The sequence below is a fragment of the Promicromonospora iranensis genome (assembly GCF_028994775.1).
Taxonomy (GTDB): domain Bacteria; phylum Actinomycetota; class Actinomycetes; order Actinomycetales; family Cellulomonadaceae; genus Promicromonospora; species Promicromonospora iranensis_A.
The window spans coordinates 157,182-177,980 of the sequence record NZ_JAJQMN010000011.1; the positions used below are offsets into that span (position 1 = coordinate 157,182).

The following is a 20,799-nucleotide window of genomic DNA, read 5'->3' on the forward strand; positions in this document are numbered from 1 at the left end:
GCGCCTCCGGTTGTGGGCCCCGGGTGCGCGGTGTCGAATCGACGTCGTGCTCCGCGCCCCGACCCGTCTCGCGATCCCGGTCCTGATCGCTGCTGTGCTGCTCACCGCCTGCTCGGCCGGACGGGACGCCGGTCCGCGCGGACCCGAGGCGACGCGCGAGGCGACGCCGGCGCCCGAGGCGACCTGGACGCCGTCCGACAGCGTGGACCTCACCGACCCGGAGCAGTACGCGGCGGCCCTGGAGGACGGCGTGAACGCCGCCCGTGCCCAGCGGGACGTGCCGGAGCTGGAGCACGACGACTGCCTCGTGACCGTCGCCGTCGATCGGGCGGGGGCACTGGTCGGCGCGCAGCAGCTGACGCACGCCCCGCTGCCACCCGTGAAGCGGAGCTGCCCGGGCGGCACGCTCGCCGCGGAGAACCTCAGCCGCACCGCCCGCCCGCCCCAGGACGTCGTGCAGGCCTGGCTCGACTCGCCCTCGCACCGGGACAACCTCGTGAACGCCGACCTGCTGCGCGGCGCGATCGGGTGCGTGCGCGACGGCGGCACCGCCGCGGCACCTGTGCTGACGTGCTCCCACGTGTTCCTCGGTTGAGGCGGAGGCGCAGCGCAGGGTGGGGGCCGGGGAACGAGGCGCGCGCCTGGAGCGGAACCGCAGGCTCGACCGACAGCAGCGGAGTCGACTCTCCCCACACCCTCCTCCATACCCGGTCAACGTGACCTGATACGCCCGTTATCGTGTGAGCCGCGCACCCGTCCGGAACGACCGCAGGAGAAAAATGGCGCAGGCGACGACGACCGCCGTCGACCGAACCACCGGACCGTCTCCGGAGCCGCGCGGACCCGGGACCGTCACGGCTCCAGGTGCCCCGGGTGCCGGCCACGCGTTCCGCACCGACATCAACGGGCTCCGCGCGGTGGCCGTGCTCGCCGTCGTCGTCTTTCACGCCGGGATCGCGATCCCCGGCGGGTTCACCGGTGTCGACGTCTTCTACGTGATCTCCGGCTACCTCATCAGCTCGCTGCTGCTGCGGGAGGTGGACCGTTCCGGGAGCGTCGACCTCGTCGAGTTCTGGACCCGCCGCATGCGGCGCCTCGTGCCGGCGCTCGCGCTCGTCGTGACGGTCACGCTGCTCGCGAGCGTCCTGGTCCTGTCACCGCTGGTCTGGGGGCGCCTCGCCTGGCACGGCGCGTCGGCCATGCTGTTCGTCTCCAACCTGCTGTTCCCCTACCAGGGCCAGGACTACTTCTCCGACTCCGTCACCCCGAGCCCCTACCTGCACACCTGGTCGCTCGGCATCGAGGAGCAGTTCTACATCTTCTGGCCGCTGCTCATCCTGCTGGCGGTCGTGGTGGGGCGGCGCACCCGCGTGCCGGCTCGGCGCATGCTGCAGGTCCTGTTCGCCGCGACGTTCGTCGTGTCGCTCGCGACCTCGGTCCGGCTGACGGCGACCGCCCCCGACTGGGCCTTCTACGTGCTGCCGACCCGCGCCTGGGAGTTCGCGGGCGCCGCCCTCGTCGCGACCCTGCCCTGGAACCGGCTCGCCGAGGTGTCCCGCCTGCGGCCCCGCCTGCTCCGTGCGCTGCTGGGCACCGCGGGGTTCGTGCTGCTGGCGCTCTCCTTCGCGTTCGTGCGTGAGACCGACCCGTTCCCCGGCACCGTCGCCCTGCTGCCCGTGGGCGGAGCGCTGCTGGTGCTCGCCGCCGGCAGCGTCCCCGCGGCGGGCACCTGGGTCGACCGGGTGCTCGACCTGCCCGTCCTGCAGCGGATCGGTGACGTCTCCTACTCCTGGTACCTCTGGCACTGGCCGTTCGTGGTGCTCACCACGGCAGCGGTGCAGGACGACGCGATCTGGATCAAGGTGCTCGCCACGCTCGCGGCCCTCGGCGCCGCCGTCGCCACCTACCGCTGGGTCGAGAACCCGATCCGGTTCAGCGGGGCCCTGCGGTCGTGGCGCCGCACCGCCGTGGTCACCCTCGCCATCGGGCTGGCCGTCGGCACCCTGACCGTCGGCACCCGGGCCGCGACCGGGGCCGTGCTGGACCAGGAGCCGTACGCGACAGCCGTCGAGGCCGGCGCCGAGCCCAAGCCGTACGGGTGCGCCGAGACCGCCGAGACGGCATCGGGCGTCGACGTGTGCCTCCTCGGCGACGTCTCCGCCACCACCACCGTGCTGCTCCTCGGCGACTCGCACGCCATGCACTGGATCCCAGCGTTCGACGCCGCGGCGACCGACGCGGGGCTGCGCCTCGCCGTCCGCTGGCGGCACGGCTGCCCCGCCGCCCAGGTCGACGTCGAGCAGCCCTCCGAACGCGGGTCGTGCGCCGACTTCCAGAGCGAGTCCCTGCGGATCGTCGACGAGCTGCGGCCCGACGCCGTCGTCGTCAGCCAGGCGCAGATCTATGCCGACCGCATGCTGCACGCCGACGGCACCCGGGTGACCGGCGACGAGGTGAGCAGCACCTGGGAGAGCGCGAACGACAAGCTGTTCGCGCACCTCACGGCCGTCACACCCGATGTGGTGGCGGTCAAGGACAACCCCCGGATCGACGTCGACCCGCTCGAGTGCCTCACCCGGCCCCTGCCCGGTCTCGGCGACTGCAGCATGCCGCGCGCGGAAGCCGACAGCTCCAACGGGGACCTGCCCGGGATCAGCGCACGCGTCTGGACGAAGTACGGTGTTCCCACCTGGGACGGGGTCTGGTCGGAGACGTGCGACGCGAACACCTGCCATGTCGGCGACATCGACCACCCCGTCTACCGGGACTATCACCATCTCAGCGTCGACTACGTGCTGACCCGCGTGCGGTCCGTGGAGCAGATGCTCCAGAGCGCCGTCCGCGGCACATCGTCAAGCACCGTCGGGTAACGAAGGGCAACATCGGACCATGGCTCACGACCAGGCCCAGGCGCGAGGCGCCGTCGACCGGTTCTTCAAGATCAGCGAACGCGGCTCCACGGTGTGGACGGAGGTACGCGGCGGGCTCGTCACCTTCTTCACGATGAGCTACATCGTCGTGCTGAACCCGCTCATCCTGGGCAACGTGGCCGACGGGACCGGCCAGTACCTCGGGGGCGGCTCCAGCGAAGGCGACCTCGCGGCGATCGCCGCGGCGACCGCGCTCGTGGCCGGCATCATGTCGATCCTCATGGGCGTCGTCGCGAACTTCCCGATGGCGCTCGCGGCAGGGCTGGGCCTGAACGCCGTCGTGGCCTTCTCGGTCGCCGCGCTGCCCGGCATGACCTGGGCCGACGCGATGGGCATCGTCGTGCTGGAGGGCCTGGTCATCCTGATCCTGGTGGTCACCGGCTTCCGGGAAGCCGTGTTCCGGGCCGTGCCGCGCGAGCTCAAGATCGCGATCAGCGTGGGCATCGGCCTGTTCATCGCGTTCATCGGCGTGTTCGACGCCGGCTTCGTGCGCATCCCCGCAGCCCTGACGACGCCGACCGAGCTCGGCATGGGTGGGTCGGTCGGTGCGTGGCCGCTGCTGGTCTTCGCGTTCGGGCTGCTGCTCGCCGCCGTGCTGATGGTGCGCAAGGTGCGGGGCGGCATCCTCATCGCGATCATCGCGTCGACGGTGCTGGCGCTGATCATCGAGGCGGTCGGCAACATCGGCGACCGTACCGACGAGAACCCCGGCGGCTGGGCGCTCAACGTCCCGGCCCTGCCGGACTCCCTGGTCGCGCTGCCCGACTTCTCGCTGATCGGCCAGTTCTCGCTGTTCGGCTCGATCGAGAAGATCGGCGTCGTGGCGGTGATCCTGCTGGTCTTCACGCTGCTGATCGCCGACTTCTTCGACACGATGGGCACGATGGTCGCGATCGGCGGCGAGGCCGGGCTGCTCGACGAGAAGGGCAACCCGCCGCGCACCACCCGCATCCTCGTGGTCGACTCGCTGGCCGCCGTGTCTGGCGGTGCCGGATCGGTCTCCTCGAACACCGCGTACGTCGAGTCGGCGTCCGGTGTGGGCGACGGCGCCCGGACGGGCCTCGCCGCCGTCACGACCGGTATCGCGTTCCTCCTGGCCACCTTCCTGTCGCCGCTCGTCGAGGTGGTCCCGCACGAGGCCGCGACCCCCGCGCTCGTGGTGGTCGGGTTCCTCATGGTCGTCCAGGTCACGGGCATCAACTGGGAGGACCTCGAGGTCGGCATCCCGGCGTTCCTCACGATGGTGCTCATGCCGTTCGCGTACTCGATCACCGTGGGCATCGGGGCCGGCGTGATCTCGTACGTGCTGCTCAAGGTCGCCGTGGGCAAGGCCGGCAGGGTGCACCCGCTGCTGTGGGTGGCGGCGGCGCTGTTCGTCGTCTACTTCCTGCTGGGCCCGATCCGCTCGGCGGTAGGCATCTAGCCCGCCCCCACCCGGTGCGGCGCGGCGTACCCAGCGATTGGGCCCGAACTCGGCGTGAGTTCGGGCCCAATCGCTGGGTAGACGGGTAGACGTCGACATCACTGGGGAGACGTCGACCGGGTGAGCGTGATGCGGGCGCCCTGGCCGGTGTACTGTCCCGGCTGCCACTGGTGCGCCGCCAGCACCTTGGCGATCTCCGCGCCGACACCGCCCGGCTTGTCGTTGTCGGCGGGCGCGAAGCGCAGCATGATCACCTGCCCGGACGACAGAAGCCTGTTCTGTCGGGGAGCATCACGGACAAGTGCCTGCGGTGAGCTGTGCGGACCGACGCCGTCGATCTCGACGACGAGCCACCGCCCGTCGGGCAGCCGCCAGATGAAGTCGACGCGTGCCACGGCCTTGGCGTCCATGACGATGAGGGCCTGGATGTCGTCCGGGGGCACCCCGTTGTCATGGCACGACAACCGGGCGAACGACTCTGCGGGTGACTCCGAACGCGTGACGACGAGGTCGAACAGCTCATGGAGCCGGGCGGCGCCGTGTCGTCGTCGGGCCAGGTCATGGAGTGCGGAGAGCTCGATCGGGCCGAAGCCGTGCCGTCTCGCGAGGTCGTCGAGCACGGCGAGAGCGTTCTGGCGCGGAAGCTTGACGATCGCTTGCGCCGCGGCATGGTCAATACGGGCGACCAGACGGTCATTGATCGACAGCGTGGGAAAGGGCCGGTAGTCGACGACGGCGACGCCGTGCCGGCGATGCCGGGGCGAGCCGTCCTGACGCGCCACCTCGAGCGGGAAGTCGCGGGGTAGCCCGGACACACCGTGCAGCACGAGTGCGCAGCCGCCGGTCGCTATGGTGTCCGGTCCGTGCACCAGCAGAGCGAACCAGGTGCGCCACCTCGCAGAGTGGTCGAACCAGTCGTCCCTGACCCGGCTGGGGAGCGGCACGGGATCGGTGTCATAGACGCTGCGCGCAGGACTGGTCCACCGACGGTGCCGGACCATCCGCCGCCGAACCTCTCGCCCGATACCGAGCTCCTCGCACTGGTGCGTGGACAGGAGCCCGGCCTGTCGTCGGAGGAGCGGCCTCGCCGCCGGGGGGATCGTGAAGGTCTTCGGCATGGGACCACTTCACCAGCGCGGGACTCGGTGTTTCAGCGCGCCGCCGACCACCTGTGCACAACTCCCGGTCGACCTCCCCTGTGGTCGCGCTCAAGCCGCTCGTGTGCAATCGGGAAGTGCGCTTCTGCCCAGCGATTGGGCCCGAACCCAGTACGAGTTCGGGCCCAATCGCTGGGTACGCGGCGCGGTGCGCGGCGCGGTGCGCGGCCCGGGGGCTTCGGGCGCTAGGCCGCCAGGGTCTGGCTCTTGGGTTCCGGCTCCAGGTCCGGGTAGGTCACCTGGAGGTACGGGCGGGGGATGCGGTGCGAGCGAGAGAGCCGGGCGCGCACACGCACGTGCCACGTCCGGTACGCCCACACGGTCGCGGCCAGGGCCACCAGCAGGGTCGCGACAGCACCGATCAGCACGGCGTACCGCGGCCCGAACGCCTCGCCGACCCAGCCCACCACCGGGGACCCGAGCGGCGTGGTGCCGAGCACCACCAGCACGTAGATCGACATGACCCGACCGCGCAGCTCCGAGGGCACCGACAGCTGGATCGCGGCGTTGGCCGAGGTCAGCATGGTCAGGGACGCGAAGCCGACGGGGATGCACATCAGCAGGTAGCCGAGGTAGGTCGGCATGACCGCCTGGATCCCCATGGCGATCGCGAACGCGAACGCCGCGCCCAGCACGAGGCGGACACGCGGTCGTTCCCGCCGGGCGGCCATGAGCGCTCCGGCGAGCGAGCCGATCGCCAGGACCGACCCGAGGATGCCGTACTCGCTCGCGCCCCGGCCGAACTCGACGCGCGCCATCATGGCCGACGTCAGCTGGAAGTTCAGGCCGAACGTCGAGACCACGCCCATCACGACCATGATCACGACGATGTCGCTGCGGCCACGGATATAGGCGAGGCCCTCGCGGATCTGCCCCTTGGCGCGCGAGGCGATGGGCAGGGCATGCAGGTCGCGCATTCGGGAGAGCGAGATGATGACGGCACCGAACGCGATGCCGTTGATGATGAACACCCATCCGGTGCCGACGGCGGCGATCAGCAGACCCGCGACACCCGGCCCGATGAGCCGCGCGGCGTTGAAGTTCGTCGAGTTGAGCCCGACGGCGTTCGCCAGCCGTGTGGTCGGGACCAGCTGGGCGACGAAGGTCTGGCGCACGGGGCCGTCGATCGCGCTCACGATGCCCAGCAGGGTCGCGAACACGTAGACGTGCCACAGCTCGGCCGCGCCGGACAGCACCAGCACACCGAGCCCGAGGCCCAGCACGCCCATGCCGCCCTGCGTGATCATCAGGAGCTTGCGGCGGTCGACGCGGTCAGCGAGAAGGCCTGCCCATGCGGACAGGAAGATGTGGGGGATGAACTGAAGTGCGGTGACGATACCGACGGCGACGCCGGAGTTGTTGGTCAGGAGGGTCAGCACGACCCAGTCCTGCGCCACGCGCTGCATCCAGGTGCCGATGTTGGCGACGAGAGCGCTGGCGAACCAGAGGCGGTAGTTGCGGTACTTCAGGCTGGCGAAAGTTGCGCTCATCGAGCGGCGATCCTGATGAGGAGCTCGCTGGCTCCTGCAAGGATCTCTCTCTCCTCTCCGGTCAGGGTGGACAGCTGTTTGGTGAGCCAGGCGTCGCGGCGACGCCGGGTCTCGGCGACCTCGCGCGCGCCGGCCGCGGTGAGCCGGACGACCACCTGGCGGCGGTCCGTCGCGTGCTCCACCTTCTCGACGAGGCCGAGCTCCGTGAGGGTGTTCACGGCTCGGGTCATCGATGGCGGCCGGACGCGCTCGTGCTCGGCGAGGGAACCGGGGGACATCTCGCCGTGCTTGTGCAGCACCGTCAAGATCCCGAACTGGCCCTCGGGGAGGTCGGCCTCGCCGCGCTCGGCACGCAGACGGCGGGAGACCCGGGTCAGGGCGACACGGAGGTCGCCGCCGACGGTGGCCGGGCTTCGGCTGGATCTGCGGGAGCTCGACACCGCACCATTCTAGGTCATTAGCCTTGCTAACGGTACGTGGGTGCGGTCACACCAGGCGGAAGAGGGCACCGCTCAGGGAGCGACGTCGGAGGCGCGCGGCCGGCCGTCCCGGAAACGCCGAAGCGCCCGACCCCACGAGGGGGGCCGGGCGCTCCGTGGCTGCTGCTGCCGGGCGTCAGAGCGCGCGGTGTGACTGCGCGAACTGCGCGGGACCCGGCTGCAGGTCCTGCTGGACGTTCTCGAAGCGCTGGCCCTGCTCGCTGTGCGCCTTGAGCCGGTTCTCGAACTCGGCCTGGGTGCGCAGCTCGTCCTCGGTGGGCCAGAGGCCGATGCCGAGGATGAGCAGGAAGGTCACCACGCTGACCGCCATGACGAGCGGCACGAGCAGCTGCATCGTCGAGGCGCCGGCGGGGACGTTGTTGACCGGGTTGGTCACGGAGACCCCGGCCATGCCCGTGTAGTGCATGCCGGTCACGGCAAGCCCCATCACCAGCGTGGCCACGATCGTGGCGAGAGTTCCGCGGATGTGCACGGTGCACCACAGTGCGGCGGTGGCCGCGACGATGGCGATGACCACCGAGGCGATGACGTAGACAGGGTTGTAGACGACCTCCGCCGACATCTTCATCGCTTCCATGCCCATGTAGTGCATGGCCGCGACGCCGGCGCCCGCGAGGGCACCGCCGACGAGCATCGCGGGCAGCTTCCGCTTGCCCAGCTCAGTGATGAAGAGGCCCGCACCCACCACGACGATGGCGATCGCCGCGCTGAGGAGGGTCTGGGGAACGTCGTACCTGATGTTCACGCCGGAAGCGGAGAAACCCAGCATGGCGACGAAGTGCATCACCCAGATGCCGGTACCGCCGAGGGCAATGGCGCCGAAGACGAGCCACGCCGCGCGCGTGCCGCCCGAGGCTGCTCGGGCCCGAGACGTGCATGCGAGGCCCGTCGCTGCGCCGGTGCACGAGATCGCGTACGCCAGCAACGGCGTCACGATCCCGAATGTGAAGTGGTCGATCACTGGCATGGTGTAAGAACAGCCCCTCGAATGGTTCCCTAGGTTGCCGAAACGTTACAGAGTCCCCCCGGCTCGGACAATAGGCTGAACTCGCCGTCCAAGGGATATTGCGGACGTGATCGTGCTGGTCAGGCCGTTTCGACCACGTAGTCGACACAGGCGGTGAGCGCCGCGACGTCGTCGGGGTCCACCGAGGGAAACATACCGACGCGGATCTGGTTGCGCCCGAGCTTCCGGTACGCGAAGACGTCCTGGACGCCGTTGGCGCTCAGTTCCGCGATCACGCGGCCGGCGTCGATCTCCTCGGCCAGGTCGATGGTGCCGACCACCGTGGACCGCTCCTCGGGCCGTGCGACGAACGGTGTCGCCCAGTCCCGGGACGCGGCCCAGGAGTAGAGGATCTCGGCGGACGTCGCGCAGCGCTTCGCCGACCACTCGAGCCCGCCCTGGGCGATCAGCCACTCCACCTGGTCGGCGAGGAGCAGGAGCGTCGCGACGGCGGGGGTGTTGAGCGTCTGGTCCTGGCGCGAGTTCCCGATCGCCGTCGTGAGCGACAGGAACTCCGGCACCCAGCGACCCGAGCCCTCGACCCGCGCCGCACGCTCCACGGCGGCGGGGGAGAGGACGGCGAGCCACAGGCCGCCGTCGGCAGCGAAGGCCTTCTGCGGGGCGAAGTAGTAGGCGTCGGTCTGGCTGAGGTCGACGGGAAGGGCACCGGCCCCGGACGTCGCGTCCGTGAGCACGACGGCGCCTTCGTCTCCCGCCGGGCGCAGCACCGGGGCCATCGCACCCGTGGAGGTCTCGTTGTGCGGGGTGGCGTAGGTGTCCACGTCGGCGGCGGCCTCGAGATAGGCGACGGCGCCGGGCTCCGCCGAGATCACCTGGGAGGGCTCGAGGAACGGGGCGCGCGACGTCGCGGTGGCGAACTTGCCGCCGAACTCGCCGAACGCCGCGTGCTGCGCCTTGCGTTCCACGAGGCACAGCGTGGCGACGTCCCAGAACGCGGTGGAGCCGCCGTTGCCCAGTGCCACCTCGTACCCGTCGGGCGCACCGAGCAGCTCCGTGACACCCTCACGGATGCGGTGCACCAGGTCTTTCACCGGTGCCCGCCGGTGTGACGTACCGAGCACGTGCGCGTTCGCCACGAGATGATCGACCTGTGCCGGGCGCACCTTGGAGGGGCCGGAGCCGAAACGACCGTCGGTGGGCAGCAGGTGTGGCGGGATTGTCAGTGGCACAGAACTAGACTAGAACCTGGGCCGACGCCCGGGCCGCACGTGTCCAGGGCGACTGGGCGGCTGCGCGCATGACGGGAGCTGACGTGACGGATCTGATCGACACCACCGAGATGTACCTCAAGACGATCTACGAGCTCCACGAGGAGGGCATCACGCCCCTGCGCGCGCGCATCGCGGAACGTCTGGGGCATTCCGGCCCGACGGTGTCGCAGACCGTCGCTCGCATGGAGCGCGACGGGCTGGTGATCGTGACGGGCGACCGACACCTCGAGCTCACCGAGCTGGGCCACGACAAGGCGATGCGCGTCATGCGCAAGCACCGGCTCGCGGAGCGGCTGCTGACCGACGTCATCAAGCTCGACTGGGAGCACGTGCACGTCGAGGCCTGTCGCTGGGAGCACGTGATGAGCGACCTCGTCGAGAAGCGACTGGTGGGCCTGCTCGACCACCCGCACCACGACCCCTACGGCAACCCGATCCCCGGCCTGTCGGAGCTCGGCGAGGCCTACACGGACGTGCCGTTCCTGACCGGCGTGATCTCGCTGCCCGCGGCGTTCGAGGCGGCGGCGAAGAAGGGCGTCAAGGGCGAGCCGCTCGCGGCGTCGCTCACCCGCATCGCGGAGCCGCTGCAGACGGACATCGAGCTGCTCGCCCGCCTGTCCGACGCCGGCCTGGTGCCCGGCTCCCGGATCACCGCCGAGCACAGCGACGGGACCTACACGGTGACCGTCGACGGCTCGGGCACCGCGCTCGAGCTCGGTGAGGACCTGGCGCGTCACCTCTTCGTCGCGACGGCCTGAGTACGCGGGTCGCGGCGGTCCCGCGATGCCCTGATACGTCCGCTTCTATGCCCAGTACGATGTCCGGTTTGCCGGAAAGGTGAAGCCGCAGATGCGACACGTCATGGCATTCGTTGCCGGAACGTGACATCGGCGGAGAGGTCCGGTACGTTCAGACCGCTCCCACGGAGCTATTCGTGGGGGTCCTCGGACGGACGCCGAACTCTGTCACCGGCCGAGGTCCCAGACGACCGCATGACAGAGGCGGGGGACCCACCAATGGGCGCCAGGGCGCGTCCTCGGGGTGAAGCCGGGTCATCCTTCGGGATGGACGGCCGGGTGATTTCTCCCACCCGAACCCGACAGCTGACCTCGAAGGCGTACAAGGAGAGGTACTACGTGACTGCACGTACGACCCGCGCTCGCCATCGGGCTGCGCGACGACCAGTGACTCCGCTCACCGAATTTGCCCAGAACGCCGCGGTCGGACGCCGCACCGCGGTCGCCGCTGCCGGTGGCGCGCTTCTTGTCTCGACCTTCGGCGGCGCGATGGCCGCACAGGCCGCCCCGGTCGAGACCGGGCACGCGAAGATGAACTCGGTCGACCTGAACGCGCTGACGACGCAGGCCCGCGAGGCGCTGTCCAACGCGCCGGTCGTCTCGGTCGCCCCCGACGCAGAGCTCAACGTGGAGAAGTCCGCGGTCTCCGTGGTCTCCGCCGCCGAGAACGAGGACTACCAGGCAGAGCTCGCCGCCGCCGAGGCCGCGGAAGCAGCCGATGCCGCCGCCGCCGAGGCTGCTGAGGCCGCCGAGGCCGCTGCCAGCACCGTCTCCGCCACCTCTACCTCCACCGCCACCTCCGTCGACGTCCCCGCGTCGGCGATCGGCAACTCCGTGATCTCGATCGCGAGCCGCTACGTCGGCGTGCCGTACGTCTCCGGCGGATCCTCGCCGAGCGGTTTCGACTGCTCCGGGTTCACCGCGTACGTCTACGGCCAGCTCGGTATCGACCTGCCGCACTCGTCGTCGTCGCAGCCGGGTTACGGCACCCAGGTGCCGGCCTCCGAGGCGCAGCCGGGCGACCTGATGTGGACCCCCGGGCACGTCTCGATCTACGCCGGTGGCAACACCATGATCGACGCGTCCAAGCCGGGCACCGTCGTCGACTTCCGCACCATCTGGCAGTCGAACCCCACCTTCATCCGTATGGGCTGATCAGGCCCACGCAGGATCACACAGCAGAGCGCCTGCCCGGGCACCGGGCAGGCGCTCTGCTTTGCCGTCTTTCTGCAGTCGTTTTGCCACTGGTTACCCATAACAGGCGCGCCGCCGGTAGCGTTGGAGTGCAATGATGCACTGCCGAAGAAAGGGCTGGCGATGACGCGATCCGAGGTCGTACTGGTCGGAGTGGACGGATCGGCCGCGAGTCTGCACGCGCTGGACTGGGCTACCGCCTATGCGCATCGCGTGGGCTGGGCGCTGCACATCGTGTGCAGCTACTCACTGCCGTCGTTCACCGCGGCGTCGCTCGACGGCGGGTACGCCGCCCTCGACGACACCACGATTCAAGAAGGTGCCAAGTCGGTCCTCGCCGAGGCGGAGGCCCGGGTGGCCGACGCCGGCGTCCGCGCCACCACAGAGGTCGCCACCGGTGATGCCGCGGGCGTGCTCGTGGAACTGTCGGGCGACTACGGGCTGGCGGTCGTCGGGACGCGCGGCAAGGGTGGGTTCACGGAGCGGCTGCTGGGCACCGTGTCATCCGCGCTGCCCGCGCACGCGCGGTGCCCGGTCGTCGTGGTCCCGCTGCGCGCCGAGGCGAACCGGGGCGTCGCCTGGAACACGCCGGGCTCCGGTGCGGACACCGAGACGAGCGCGGTGGCGCCCGGGGCGGCGGAGATCCGCGAGGTGCGCCGCATAGTCGTCGGCGTGGACGGATCCCCGCAGGCCGAGCGGGCGCTGCAGCACGCGATCCTGCAGGCCAACGCGTGGGGCGCGGAGCTGACCGCCGTCACCGGCGTGCCCGTGGGAAACGCGGGGATGCTGGCATGGTTGCCGTCCAACATCGACCGCGAGCAGGTGCTCGCCGACATCGGTGCCGGCATGGACGTCCTGGTCGACCGGTACGAGGCGGAGAACCCCGGCCTGCGGATCCGGCGGATCGTGCTGGACGGTACCGGCGCGGAGCTGCTGACGGAGTTCTCGACGGCGTCGGACCTGGTGGTCCTGGGGTCGCGCGGCCGGGGCGGTTTCCGTGGGCTGCTGCTGGGCTCCACGAGCCAGGCGGTGCTCCACCACTCGGCGTGCCCGGTGCTCGTGGTCAACAAGCACTGCACGGACTGAGGTCCCGCCGCCGGTCGAGCGTACCCACCGCCGGCCGAGCGTGTTCCGCCGCTGGTCGAGCCTGTCGAGACCCGTCCCGACAAGCTCGACCAGCGAGAGCGGGCCTACCCCGCAGCGGCCTCGGCCGCCGCGAGCAGCACGCAGGTCGCGACGCCGTCCATCGCCGTGCGCACCTCGTCCAGCGGGGGCATCGAGGGCGCGAGCCGGACGTTCTTGTTCTCGGGGTCCTTGCCGTAGGGGAACGTGGCACCGGCCGGCGTGAGGGCGATGCCCGCCTCCTTGGCCAGCTGGACCACTCGCGAAGCGGTGCCCGGCGTCACGTCGAGCGACACGAAGTAGCCGCCCTTGGGCTCGTTCCACGACGCGACGCCGTACCCGCCCAGGCGCTCGGTCAGGACCTGCACCACTGCCTCGAACTTGGGCGCCAGGATGGCGCGGTGCTTGCGCATGTGCTCGCGCACACCGTCGGCGGAACCGAAGAACATCGCGTGCCGCAGGTGGTTGATCTTGTCCGGGCCGATGGACGCCACCGACAGGTGCTTCTTGTACCAGGCGATGTTGGCGGGTGAGCTGCCGAGGAACGCGACGCCCGAGCCCGCGAAGGTGACCTTGGACGTCGAGGCGAACAGGATCACCCGGTCGGGGTTGCCGGCCTCGGCCGCGAGGGCGATGGCGTTCGGGCTGGTCACCTCGTCGTCCGTCAGGTGGTGCACCGCATACGCGTTGTCCCACATGATGCGGAAGTCCGGTGCCGCGGTGGGCATCGCGACCAGCGCACGGGCGACGTCGTCGGTGATCACCGCGCCGTCCGGGTTCGAGTAGGTGGGGACGACCCACATGCCCTTGATGGTGGGGTCCGATGCGACGAGCTCGGCCACGGCCCCGGCGTCCGGGCCGTCCGGTGTCATCGGGACCGGGACCATCTCGATGCCGAGGGACTCGCAGATCGTGAAGTGGCGGTCGTAGCCCGGCACGGGGCAGATCCAGCGCACCTTCTCCTCGCGCGCCCACGGCTTCGGCGACTCGGGGAAGCCGAACAGCTCGGCGAACGCGACGACGTCGTGCATGAGCGTGAGCGACGCGTTGCCACCTGCGAGGAGCTGCTCGACCGGCAGATCGAGCAGCTCGGCGAAGATGCGCCGGATCGCCGGCCCGCCGTCCAGCCCGCCGTAGTTGCGCGCGTCGGTGCCCGTGTCGTCGGTGTGGACGCCGACTCCGGGCAGGGCCAGCATGGGCTCCGCGAGATCGAGCTGCTCGGCCGAGGGCTTGCCGCGCGTCAGGTCGAGCTTCAGCCCCTTGGCCTGAAGCTCGGCATAGGCCTGCTGCAGCTCGTGGAGGGCCGGGAGCGTTGCGGTGGTGTGGGACGACGTCGTAGTGGTCACCCCCGGGAGCCTACGCTCAGCCGGCGGTCGGTGACAGTTCGGAGCGCTCGTTCTCGCCCGCCACGGGCGGCTCGGCGCCGGCGTCCTCGGTGCCTGGTTCGGCACCGGGCTCGGGGTCCGATGCCGTGGCCGGCTCGGCGTCGGCGGCGGCGCTGAGGTCTTCGCCCAGGTCATCGCCGGTGGCTTCGCCGGGTGCCGGGTACGCCGCCGCGTCGTCGGCGCCGTCGTCGGCTCCATCCGTCGCGCTGCCGAGGGAATTCGCCTCCTCCTCGGTCGGCGTTCCGGCTGACGTCGCATCCGATATCTCACCCGTGGTGCCGACGGCCGTCCCGCTCGCGGCCTCGTTCGCAGCGGCGGCGGAGTGCTCGCCACGGAGCGCGACCAGCGACTCCTCGAGGATGTCCAGCGCCATCTCCAGCTCGGGCTGGACGATCGACAGCGGTGGCGAGAGCCGGATCGTCTCGGCGCGCGCGTCCTTGGCGAGCACCCCGCGCTCCAGCAGCGCCTCGCAGAGCTCGCGCCCGGTGCCGAGCGCGGGGTCCAGGTCGATGCCGGCCCACAGCCCGATCGTGCGGGCCTCGGTGAGCAGACCCCGTTCGACGAGTGCGTCGAGCCGTTCCGCGAGCACCCTGCCCGACGCCGCGGCCCGGGCCTGGTACTGCCCCGTCGAGAGCAGGTCGAGCGCCGCGATGCCGACCGCGCACGCCAGCGGGTTGCCGCCGAACGTCGAACCGTGTGTGCCGGCGGTCAGGACACCGAGGATCTCCGGCTTGCCGACCACCGCGGAGACCGGCACGATCCCGCCGCCGAGCGCCTTGCCCAGACAGACCAGGTCGGGCCGTACGTCCCAGAGCTCGCAGGCGAGGGTGGTGCCGGTGCGACCGAGCCCCGACTGGATCTCGTCGGCGACCAGGGCGATGTCCTGCGTGGTGGTGAGCTCGCGCAGGCCCGGCCAGAACTCCTCCGGCGGTACAACGACCCCGGCCTCGCCCTGCACCGGCTCCATGAGGACGGCCACGGTGGTGTCGTCCACGGCGTCGGCCACCGCGTCCAGGTCGCCGAACGGGACAGGCCGGAAACCCGGCGCGAAGGGTCCGAACCCGTCCCGCGTGGTCGGGTTGTCCGAGAGGCCGGCGAGCGTGGTGGTGCGGCCGTGGAAGTTGCCGGTGGCGACGATGACCGTCGCCTGGTCCTCGGGTACGCCACGCTCGTCGTAGCCCCACTTGCGGACCGCCTTGATAGCGGTCTCCACGGCTTCCGCGCCGGTGTTCATCGGCACCACGAGGCTGTCCTCACCACCGGTGGTCAGCGGCCCCACCACTTCGACGAGCCGCTGCGCGAACTCCTCCAGCCGGTCATGGTCGAACGCACGGGACGTGAGCGTGACCTGGCGCAGCTGCGTCATCGCAGCAGCGACCAGGCCTTGGTGCAGGTGCCCGAAGTTCAGGGCCGAGTACCCCGACAGGAAGTCGAGGAACTCATTGCCGTCCGTGTCCCACACATGCGTACCGTGAGCCCGCGCGATCGTGATCGGCAGTGGGTGGTACGTCGGGGCGAGTGCGCCGCGCGTCGTGTCCGCCATGCCCCGCAGCCTAGAGCGGGACCCGGAATCCCGCCGAGCAACTGCATATATGGGGCTGCCCGGCGGCGACTACTTGTGCTCGATGACGCGCGGGAACTGCTCCGGGGGAGCGCCGAACGCGATACGGGACTGCCCGATCACCGTGTGCCCGAGCGCGCGCGCACCGACCCAGCCGACGACCGCGCCGACGCCGAACGGCAGGATGCGGCCCAGCATCAGGCTGCCCTGCTTGGCCACCTGCTTCTGGATGAACCGGTGGGTGAGCGCCTTGTTCACGCGGTGCAGCGTGGTGCGCGGCATGCTCGTGAGCAGCACCTTGCCCCAGGCGACGCCCGAGCCGCCGATGGCGTTCTCGACGTCCTGCGCACCCTGGTCACCGAGCACCGTGGCCAGGAGCAGCGCCCGGCGGCGCGGCACGTCCTGGACATCGATGCCGTGCACGTCCGCCACCGCGAGGGAGAACGCGGCGGACGACGCGAAGAACGTCGCCACGTCGCTCGTGGACAGCGCCACGCTCGCCGCCGTGCCGACGGCCGGGATCGCGGCAGCGGCGCCGACGGCGGTACCCGTCGTCTGGATCACGCGCAGGTACTCCTTCTCCAGGAGCCGGATGACCTCCGCGGGGCTGGCGTCGGGGTTGCGTGCCCGCACCTTGTCCACATGCTTGTGGATGGTCGCCGACGGGATGGTGACGGCCCTGCCGACCAGGTGGTCGAGCGGGCTCTCCGGCTTGTAGTTGACCCAGTCGGCAGGCGTTACCTCGAGAGAGTTGTCCGGCTTGAGCACTGCGTCGCCCGGTGCGGCCCGGTCGTCAGGAGCTCGCGTCGTCAGCTTCTTGTCATCGGCCATGTCAGCCCTCCGTCGGCTGCTCGAACTGCGCGTCCGGGATCTGTGCGCCCGCCTTGAGCGTGCGTCCCACCGTGCATGTCTTGTCGATCGACCGCTGCGCGATGGTGAGGAGCTTCTCGCGGTCCTCGTCGTCGAGCATGGAGAGGTCGATCTCGAACTTCTCCGTGAGCACCGGGTACCGGTCCTCGGCCATGTCCTTCGGGTCCTCGACCCGGATGGTGGTCTTGTAGTCGTCGCCGAGCCGGCGCGCGAACGCCCTGTCGCTGCTCATCCCCGCGCACGCGGCGAGCGCGATCTTCAGCAGCTCGCCCGGCGTGAACACGGCGCCCGCCGTCGCCGGGCCGATGTCGACGCGCGCGCCACGGGCCGAGAAGCCCGTGTAGGTGCGGATGCCGTTGCGCTCCACCCAGAGCGGGTCCGTGGGCGAGGGGGTCACTGCGCTCGTGGCGCTCGGGGTGGTGGTCTGCTCCGTCATGGGGATCATCCTTCCACTGGTCACCGACACGGTCACGGAGTTGGGTCCAGCGCGTCCCGTTCGGTCGGACTAGTGCACAACGCGAACGAGGCCCGCTCCGTTCCCGTTCGCCGCGCAGGGTGGCGCCGGCGCTGCGACGATCTGCTCATGGTGCAGAACCCGAGCGGCGAGCCCGAGGAGGCCCGCCCGACGCCAGGTAGCCCGACACCAGGTAGCCCGACGCCAGGTAGCCCGACGCCAGGTAGCCCGACGCCAGGTGAGCCCGTGCCGGCCGGGGCGCGGTGGAAGCCGAGCTGGCGTGATGTCCTGAAGCGGATGGTCGGCGTCGTCGCCGTGATCGTCGTGGTCTGGCTGCTCTACCTGTTCCTTTCGGCCTTCCTGCCGCGCTGGTGGGCGCAGGTCATCGGCAACGCGGTGGACGGGTCGTTCGCCGCCGGTGCCTGGTGGGGCATCGTGACCGGGGCGGTGTTCACGGTGGTCCCGGTGCTGTTCCTGGTGCAGGCGGCGCTGCCGAGGCGGACGTGGCAGCTCCGGCTCGGCTTCGTCGTGCTGGCCACGCTGTTCGCGATCCCGAACCTGCTGACGCTCGGGATCGCGCTGGGCACGTCGTCCGCGGCGCACGCCGGTGAGCGGATTCTCGACGTCGACGGGCCGGCGTTCCGCGGCGGGACCGCCTGGGGCGCCGTGATCGGCGGCGTCGTCGCCGCGGTGATCGTGACCATGAGCGTGCTGTACCGGCGCCGTGGCGACCAGCTCAAGCAGTTCCGGGCGAAGCAGAAGTGATGGCCGGACGCCGTCCCGCGTGCCACCGGGTCCACCGGGGCACTCGACGTAGGCTTGGCGCATGACCGAGATCGCCACCCCGTACGAGGACCTGCTGCGCGACGTGCTCGAGAACGGGACCCTCAAGGGCGACCGGACCGGCACGGGGACGCGCAGCGTGTTCGGGCGGCAGATCCGGTACGACCTGGCCGAGGGCTTCCCGCTGATCACCACCAAGAAGGTGCACCTCAAGTCGGTGGTGTACGAGCTGTTGTGGTTCCTGCGCGGTGACTCCAACGTGCGCTGGCTGCAGGAGCGCGGCGTCAAGATCTGGGACGACTGGGCCGACGAGTCGGGTGAACTGGGTCCGGTGTACGGCGTCCAGTGGCGCTCCTGGCCCACACCCGACGGCGGGCACGTCGACCAGATCGCGAAGGTGGTCGAGCAGATCCGTACCAACCCGGACTCGCGGCGGCACGTCGTGACGGCGTGGAACCCGGCCGAGGTCGACGACATGGCGCTGCCGCCGTGCCATGCCCTGTTCCAGTTCTACGTCGCCGACGGCAAGCTCAGCTGCCAGCTGTACCAGCGGTCGGCGGACCTGTTCCTCGGGGTGCCGTTCAACATCGCCTCCTACGCCCTGCTCACGCAGATGGTCGCGGCGCAGACCGGCCTCGAGGCCGGCGAGTTCGTGTGGACCGGCGGCGACTGCCACATCTACGACAACCACGTGGAGCAGGTGCGTACCCAGCTCGAACGCGACCCGTACCCGTATCCCTCCTTGCGGCTCGCACCGCGGGAATCGATCTTCGACTACGAGTTCCAGGACATCGAGGTGCTCGGGTACGTCTCGCACCCCACCATCAAGGCACCGATCGCAGTCTGATGATCGGACTCATCTGGGGGCAGGCCCGCGACGGCGGCGGGCGGCCGGTGATCGGCGCAGGCGGCGACATCCCGTGGCGCGTGCCGGAGGACTTCGCCCACTTCAAGCGCACCACGGCGGGACACCCGGTCGTGATGGGCCGGCTCACCTGGGAGTCGCTGCCGAAGCGCCCGCTGCCGGGCCGCACCAACATCGTCGTCTCGTCGCGCGGCCCGTACGGCGTGCCGGACGCCGACGCGGTCCCGGCGGCGACCATCGGCGAGGCGCTCGAGATCGCGGCGAACGCGCCCGGCGGTGAGGAGATCTGGGTCATCGGCGGCTCCCAGGTCTACAGCGAGGCGCTCCCGGTCGCCGACGTGCTGGAGGTGTCCGAGATCAACACGGAGGTCGAGGGCGACGTGTTCGCCCCCGAGATCGGCCCCGAGTGGACGGTCACCTCGTCGACCGAGTGGACGACGTCGTCGTCGGGGCTCCGGTTCCGGCACCTGCGCTACACCCGCTCCCGGTAGCACCCGAGGTCAGCGCTCAATAGTGTCCGAGGGCCAACCGCAGACCTACTGCTTCTCCGAGGCGGTCAGCTCGGCGGCGTCGGCAGTGTCGAGCCGCCGATCGGTGACCAGGCCGACGTCGGGGACGTAGGCCGCGTGGAAGTTCCACGAGTGGTCGGCGGTCTCGCCGAACACCTGTGACTGGACGGCCAGGGAGCCGTCCGGGGTCCAGGCGAGGCGGACGCGCCAGGTCGTGAGGTGGTCGCCGAGCAGTGCGCAGCGTACGTCCAGCGTGGCCTCACCGGTCCACCCGGCCGTCACGACGGCGGGCCGGCCGCCGACCCGGGTCCGGACCGGACGGTCGTAGCGCAGCTCGAGGTCCCAGCCTTCGGTCGGGGTGGGGCCGTCCACGCTGCGCAACCGGCCGCCGTCGTCGTTCAGCGACAGGACGAGCCCTGCGGGCCCCGGGCCGTCGACGACGTTGGCGTAGCTCTCGCTGACGGGCCGTGCGTGCGCCGGGTCGTGTCGCGGCGCGGGCCAGGGGAGCGTGACGGCAACGGCGTCCGCACCGGGAACGGCGTCCGCACCGGAACCGTCGCCCGCGATACCAGCGGTCAGCCGCTCGACGAGCGGATCCACGAGCAGCTCGAGCAGGTCGTCGATGAGACGGTCGCCGCTTCCGCACGCCTGGGTGTCCGCGGTGACCACGACCGCGAGCCCGTGGGCGGGGTCGCCGTACACGAGCTGGCCGCCGAGACCGAACAGCAGCCAGCTGCCGGGCCGGGGGAGCCAGAGCTGGTAGCCGTAGCCGCGGCGCAGGGCAGCGGCCTCGGTCCGCAGGGCGGTGTCGGCCTGGGGGCTCGTGGCGTCGCGCAGGTAGTCGGCGGGCAGCAGCCGGGCGCCGTCGTGCACGCCATCGGCGAGCAGGAGGTGGGCCAGACGCAGCAGGTCGCGCGCGGTGCAGATGAGTCCCGAGCCGCCGTGGGCGATGCCCTCCGGTCCGGTGAGGAACCGGAGCCCAGGGCTGATGCCCAGCGGGTCGAGCAGGCGCGGGCGCAGGTAGTCGGGGAGCGACGTGCCCGACAAACGTTCCACAAGGGCGGCCAGCACGTAGGAGCCGCTGGTGTCGTAGGTGAAGACCGTGCCCGGCGGGTGCGTCGGCGGCACCCGGAAGTACGACTCCAGCCAGCCGTCGTCCGTGCGCTGGTACGTGGTCGAACTGTGCGGGCCGCGCATGGCGAGCACGTGCCGGATCGTCGTCGCCTCGAGCCACGGATGTACCGGGCCCATCTCCGGGAAGTGTTGCGTGACGGGGTCGTCGAGGCTCAGCCGGCCCTCGTCCGCGAGCATCCCGATCGCCAGGCCGGTGACCGTCTTGGACACCGAGTACATCCGCTGCGGCGCATCCAGGTCGAACGGGTCGCTGACGGCATGCGTGAGGGTCTCGCCGCGGACGCTCACCTGGACCGTGTGCAGGGCGACGTCGTGCGTGATCGCCCGGCGGGCGAGCGCGGTGACCAGGTCGTCGGCGAAGCGGCCCGGCATCAGGCTCTCCTCGTG

The 20,799-nt window shown here is 70.8% G+C and carries 19 protein-coding genes and 1 riboswitch; of the genes, 9 read left to right on the forward strand and 10 right to left on the reverse strand.

Going from position 1 to position 20,799, the window contains the following annotated elements; translation table 11 throughout:
• Window positions 1-46 precede the first annotated feature (46 nt).
• The 3 genes from LUU90_RS20525 (at window position 47) to LUU90_RS20535 (ending at window position 4,353) form a co-directional block, all read left to right on the forward strand.
• The gene (locus LUU90_RS20525) at window positions 47-595 is read left to right on the forward strand and encodes a CAP domain-containing protein (RefSeq protein WP_275005746.1); all 549 of its coding nucleotides are present in this window, start codon (window positions 47-49) and stop codon (window positions 593-595) included.
• Between the two features lie 184 nt (window positions 596-779).
• Window positions 780-2,870, forward strand: coding sequence for an acyltransferase family protein (locus LUU90_RS20530; RefSeq protein ID WP_275005747.1), 2,091 nt, complete (start codon window positions 780-782; stop codon window positions 2,868-2,870).
• Window positions 2,871-2,889: 19 nt separating this feature from the next.
• Complete coding sequence (locus LUU90_RS20535) at window positions 2,890-4,353, forward strand: NCS2 family permease (protein ID WP_275005748.1); 1,464 nt, start codon at window positions 2,890-2,892, stop codon at window positions 4,351-4,353.
• A gap of 98 nt (window positions 4,354-4,451) precedes the next feature.
• Here the strand turns inward: LUU90_RS20535 and LUU90_RS20540 are convergent, their stop codons facing one another.
• From LUU90_RS20540 to serC, 5 genes are all read right to left on the reverse strand, one after another.
• Window positions 4,452-5,471, reverse strand: coding sequence for a hypothetical protein (locus tag LUU90_RS20540; protein ID WP_275005749.1), 1,020 nt, complete (start codon window positions 5,469-5,471; stop codon window positions 4,452-4,454).
• A gap of 224 nt (window positions 5,472-5,695) precedes the next feature.
• The gene (locus LUU90_RS20545) at window positions 5,696-7,000 is read right to left on the reverse strand and encodes an MFS transporter (protein WP_275005750.1); all 1,305 of its coding nucleotides are present in this window, start codon (window positions 6,998-7,000) and stop codon (window positions 5,696-5,698) included.
• Entirely contained in the window at window positions 6,997-7,440 is a 444-nt protein-coding gene (locus LUU90_RS20550; RefSeq protein ID WP_275005751.1) for a MarR family winged helix-turn-helix transcriptional regulator, read from the reverse strand. The genes LUU90_RS20545 and LUU90_RS20550 overlap by 4 nt, the downstream gene beginning before the upstream one ends.
• A 175-nt stretch (window positions 7,441-7,615) precedes the next feature.
• Window positions 7,616-8,467, reverse strand: a complete 852-nt coding sequence (locus LUU90_RS20555; protein WP_275005752.1) for an MHYT domain-containing protein — start codon at window positions 8,465-8,467, stop codon at window positions 7,616-7,618.
• Window positions 8,468-8,586: 119 nt separating this feature from the next.
• Complete coding sequence (gene serC / locus LUU90_RS20560) at window positions 8,587-9,696, reverse strand: phosphoserine transaminase (RefSeq protein ID WP_275005753.1); 1,110 nt, start codon at window positions 9,694-9,696, stop codon at window positions 8,587-8,589.
• An 83-nt stretch (window positions 9,697-9,779) separates the two neighbouring features.
• Here serC and LUU90_RS20565 point away from each other — a divergent pair, with 83 nt between their 5' ends.
• The 3 genes from LUU90_RS20565 (at window position 9,780) to LUU90_RS20575 (ending at window position 12,815) form a co-directional block, all read left to right on the forward strand.
• Complete coding sequence (locus LUU90_RS20565) at window positions 9,780-10,496, forward strand: metal-dependent transcriptional regulator (protein WP_275005754.1); 717 nt, start codon at window positions 9,780-9,782, stop codon at window positions 10,494-10,496.
• Window positions 10,497-10,698: 202 nt separating this feature from the next.
• Window positions 10,699-10,872: riboswitch (cyclic di-AMP (ydaO/yuaA leader) on the forward strand.
• Between the two features lie 50 nt (window positions 10,873-10,922).
• Window positions 10,923-11,690 carry a C40 family peptidase gene (locus tag LUU90_RS20570; protein WP_275005755.1) on the forward strand — a complete coding sequence of 256 codons (768 nt, stop codon included), beginning with the start codon at window positions 10,923-10,925 and terminating at the stop codon, window positions 11,688-11,690.
• Between the two features lie 162 nt (window positions 11,691-11,852).
• Window positions 11,853-12,815, forward strand: coding sequence for a universal stress protein (locus LUU90_RS20575; RefSeq protein ID WP_275005756.1), 963 nt, complete (start codon window positions 11,853-11,855; stop codon window positions 12,813-12,815).
• Window positions 12,816-12,919: 104 nt separating this feature from the next.
• Here the strand turns inward: LUU90_RS20575 and LUU90_RS20580 are convergent, their stop codons facing one another.
• The 4 genes from LUU90_RS20580 to LUU90_RS20595 all read right to left on the reverse strand — a co-directional run bounded on the left by LUU90_RS20580 (window position 12,920) and on the right by LUU90_RS20595 (window position 17,103).
• Window positions 12,920-14,197: an aminotransferase class I/II-fold pyridoxal phosphate-dependent enzyme gene (locus tag LUU90_RS20580; RefSeq protein ID WP_275005757.1), complete on the reverse strand. Its 1,278-nt coding sequence runs from the start codon at window positions 14,195-14,197 to the stop codon at window positions 12,920-12,922.
• Between the two features lie 16 nt (window positions 14,198-14,213).
• The gene (rocD, locus tag LUU90_RS20585) at window positions 14,214-15,779 is read right to left on the reverse strand and encodes an ornithine--oxo-acid transaminase (RefSeq protein WP_342470857.1); all 1,566 of its coding nucleotides are present in this window, start codon (window positions 15,777-15,779) and stop codon (window positions 14,214-14,216) included.
• Between the two features lie 69 nt (window positions 15,780-15,848).
• Window positions 15,849-16,628: a hypothetical protein gene (locus LUU90_RS20590; RefSeq protein ID WP_275005758.1), complete on the reverse strand. Its 780-nt coding sequence runs from the start codon at window positions 16,626-16,628 to the stop codon at window positions 15,849-15,851.
• A 1-nt stretch (window position 16,629) separates the two neighbouring features.
• Window positions 16,630-17,103, reverse strand: coding sequence for an OsmC family protein (locus LUU90_RS20595; protein WP_275005760.1), 474 nt, complete (start codon window positions 17,101-17,103; stop codon window positions 16,630-16,632).
• A gap of 147 nt (window positions 17,104-17,250) precedes the next feature.
• Here LUU90_RS20595 and LUU90_RS20600 point away from each other — a divergent pair, with 147 nt between their 5' ends.
• The 3 genes from LUU90_RS20600 to LUU90_RS20610 all read left to right on the forward strand — a co-directional run bounded on the left by LUU90_RS20600 (window position 17,251) and on the right by LUU90_RS20610 (window position 19,260).
• Window positions 17,251-17,886, forward strand: coding sequence for a hypothetical protein (locus tag LUU90_RS20600; RefSeq protein ID WP_275005761.1), 636 nt, complete (start codon window positions 17,251-17,253; stop codon window positions 17,884-17,886).
• A gap of 61 nt (window positions 17,887-17,947) precedes the next feature.
• Window positions 17,948-18,751: a thymidylate synthase gene (locus LUU90_RS20605; protein WP_275005762.1), complete on the forward strand. Its 804-nt coding sequence runs from the start codon at window positions 17,948-17,950 to the stop codon at window positions 18,749-18,751.
• On the forward strand, window positions 18,751-19,260 hold the full coding sequence (locus LUU90_RS20610) for a dihydrofolate reductase (RefSeq protein ID WP_275005763.1): 510 nt from the start codon (window positions 18,751-18,753) through the stop codon (window positions 19,258-19,260). The genes LUU90_RS20605 and LUU90_RS20610 overlap by 1 nt, the downstream gene beginning before the upstream one ends.
• Before the next feature lie 45 nt (window positions 19,261-19,305).
• Here LUU90_RS20610 and LUU90_RS20615 read toward each other — a convergent pair whose 3' ends face one another.
• Window positions 19,306-20,784 carry a serine hydrolase domain-containing protein gene (locus tag LUU90_RS20615; RefSeq protein ID WP_275005765.1) on the reverse strand — a complete coding sequence of 493 codons (1,479 nt, stop codon included), beginning with the start codon at window positions 20,782-20,784 and terminating at the stop codon, window positions 19,306-19,308.
• Window positions 20,785-20,799: the final 15 nt, after the last annotated feature.

Bases quoted from the DNA above. Each gene is read 5' to 3' on its own strand.
- LUU90_RS20615 (WP_275005765.1), bottom strand. From the start codon at position 20,784: ATGCCGGGCCGCTTCGCCGACGACCTGGTCACCGCGCTCGCCCGCCGG.
- LUU90_RS20610 (WP_275005763.1), top strand. From the start codon at position 18,751: ATGATCGGACTCATCTGGGGGCAGGCCCGCGACGGCGGCGGGCGGCCG.
- LUU90_RS20535 (WP_275005748.1), top strand. From the start codon at position 2,890: ATGGCTCACGACCAGGCCCAGGCGCGAGGCGCCGTCGACCGGTTCTTC.
- LUU90_RS20555 (WP_275005752.1), bottom strand. From the start codon at position 8,467: ATGCCAGTGATCGACCACTTCACATTCGGGATCGTGACGCCGTTGCTG.
- LUU90_RS20540 (WP_275005749.1), bottom strand. From the start codon at position 5,471: ATGCCGAAGACCTTCACGATCCCCCCGGCGGCGAGGCCGCTCCTCCGA.
- LUU90_RS20600 (WP_275005761.1), top strand. From the start codon at position 17,251: ATGGTGCAGAACCCGAGCGGCGAGCCCGAGGAGGCCCGCCCGACGCCA.
- LUU90_RS20605 (WP_275005762.1), top strand. From the start codon at position 17,948: ATGACCGAGATCGCCACCCCGTACGAGGACCTGCTGCGCGACGTGCTC.
- rocD (WP_342470857.1), bottom strand. From the start codon at position 15,779: ATGGCGGACACGACGCGCGGCGCACTCGCCCCGACGTACCACCCACTG.
- LUU90_RS20590 (WP_275005758.1), bottom strand. From the start codon at position 16,628: ATGGCCGATGACAAGAAGCTGACGACGCGAGCTCCTGACGACCGGGCC.
- LUU90_RS20575 (WP_275005756.1), top strand. From the start codon at position 11,853: ATGACGCGATCCGAGGTCGTACTGGTCGGAGTGGACGGATCGGCCGCG.
- LUU90_RS20545 (WP_275005750.1), bottom strand. From the start codon at position 7,000: ATGAGCGCAACTTTCGCCAGCCTGAAGTACCGCAACTACCGCCTCTGG.
- LUU90_RS20530 (WP_275005747.1), top strand. From the start codon at position 780: ATGGCGCAGGCGACGACGACCGCCGTCGACCGAACCACCGGACCGTCT.
- LUU90_RS20595 (WP_275005760.1), bottom strand. From the start codon at position 17,103: ATGACGGAGCAGACCACCACCCCGAGCGCCACGAGCGCAGTGACCCCC.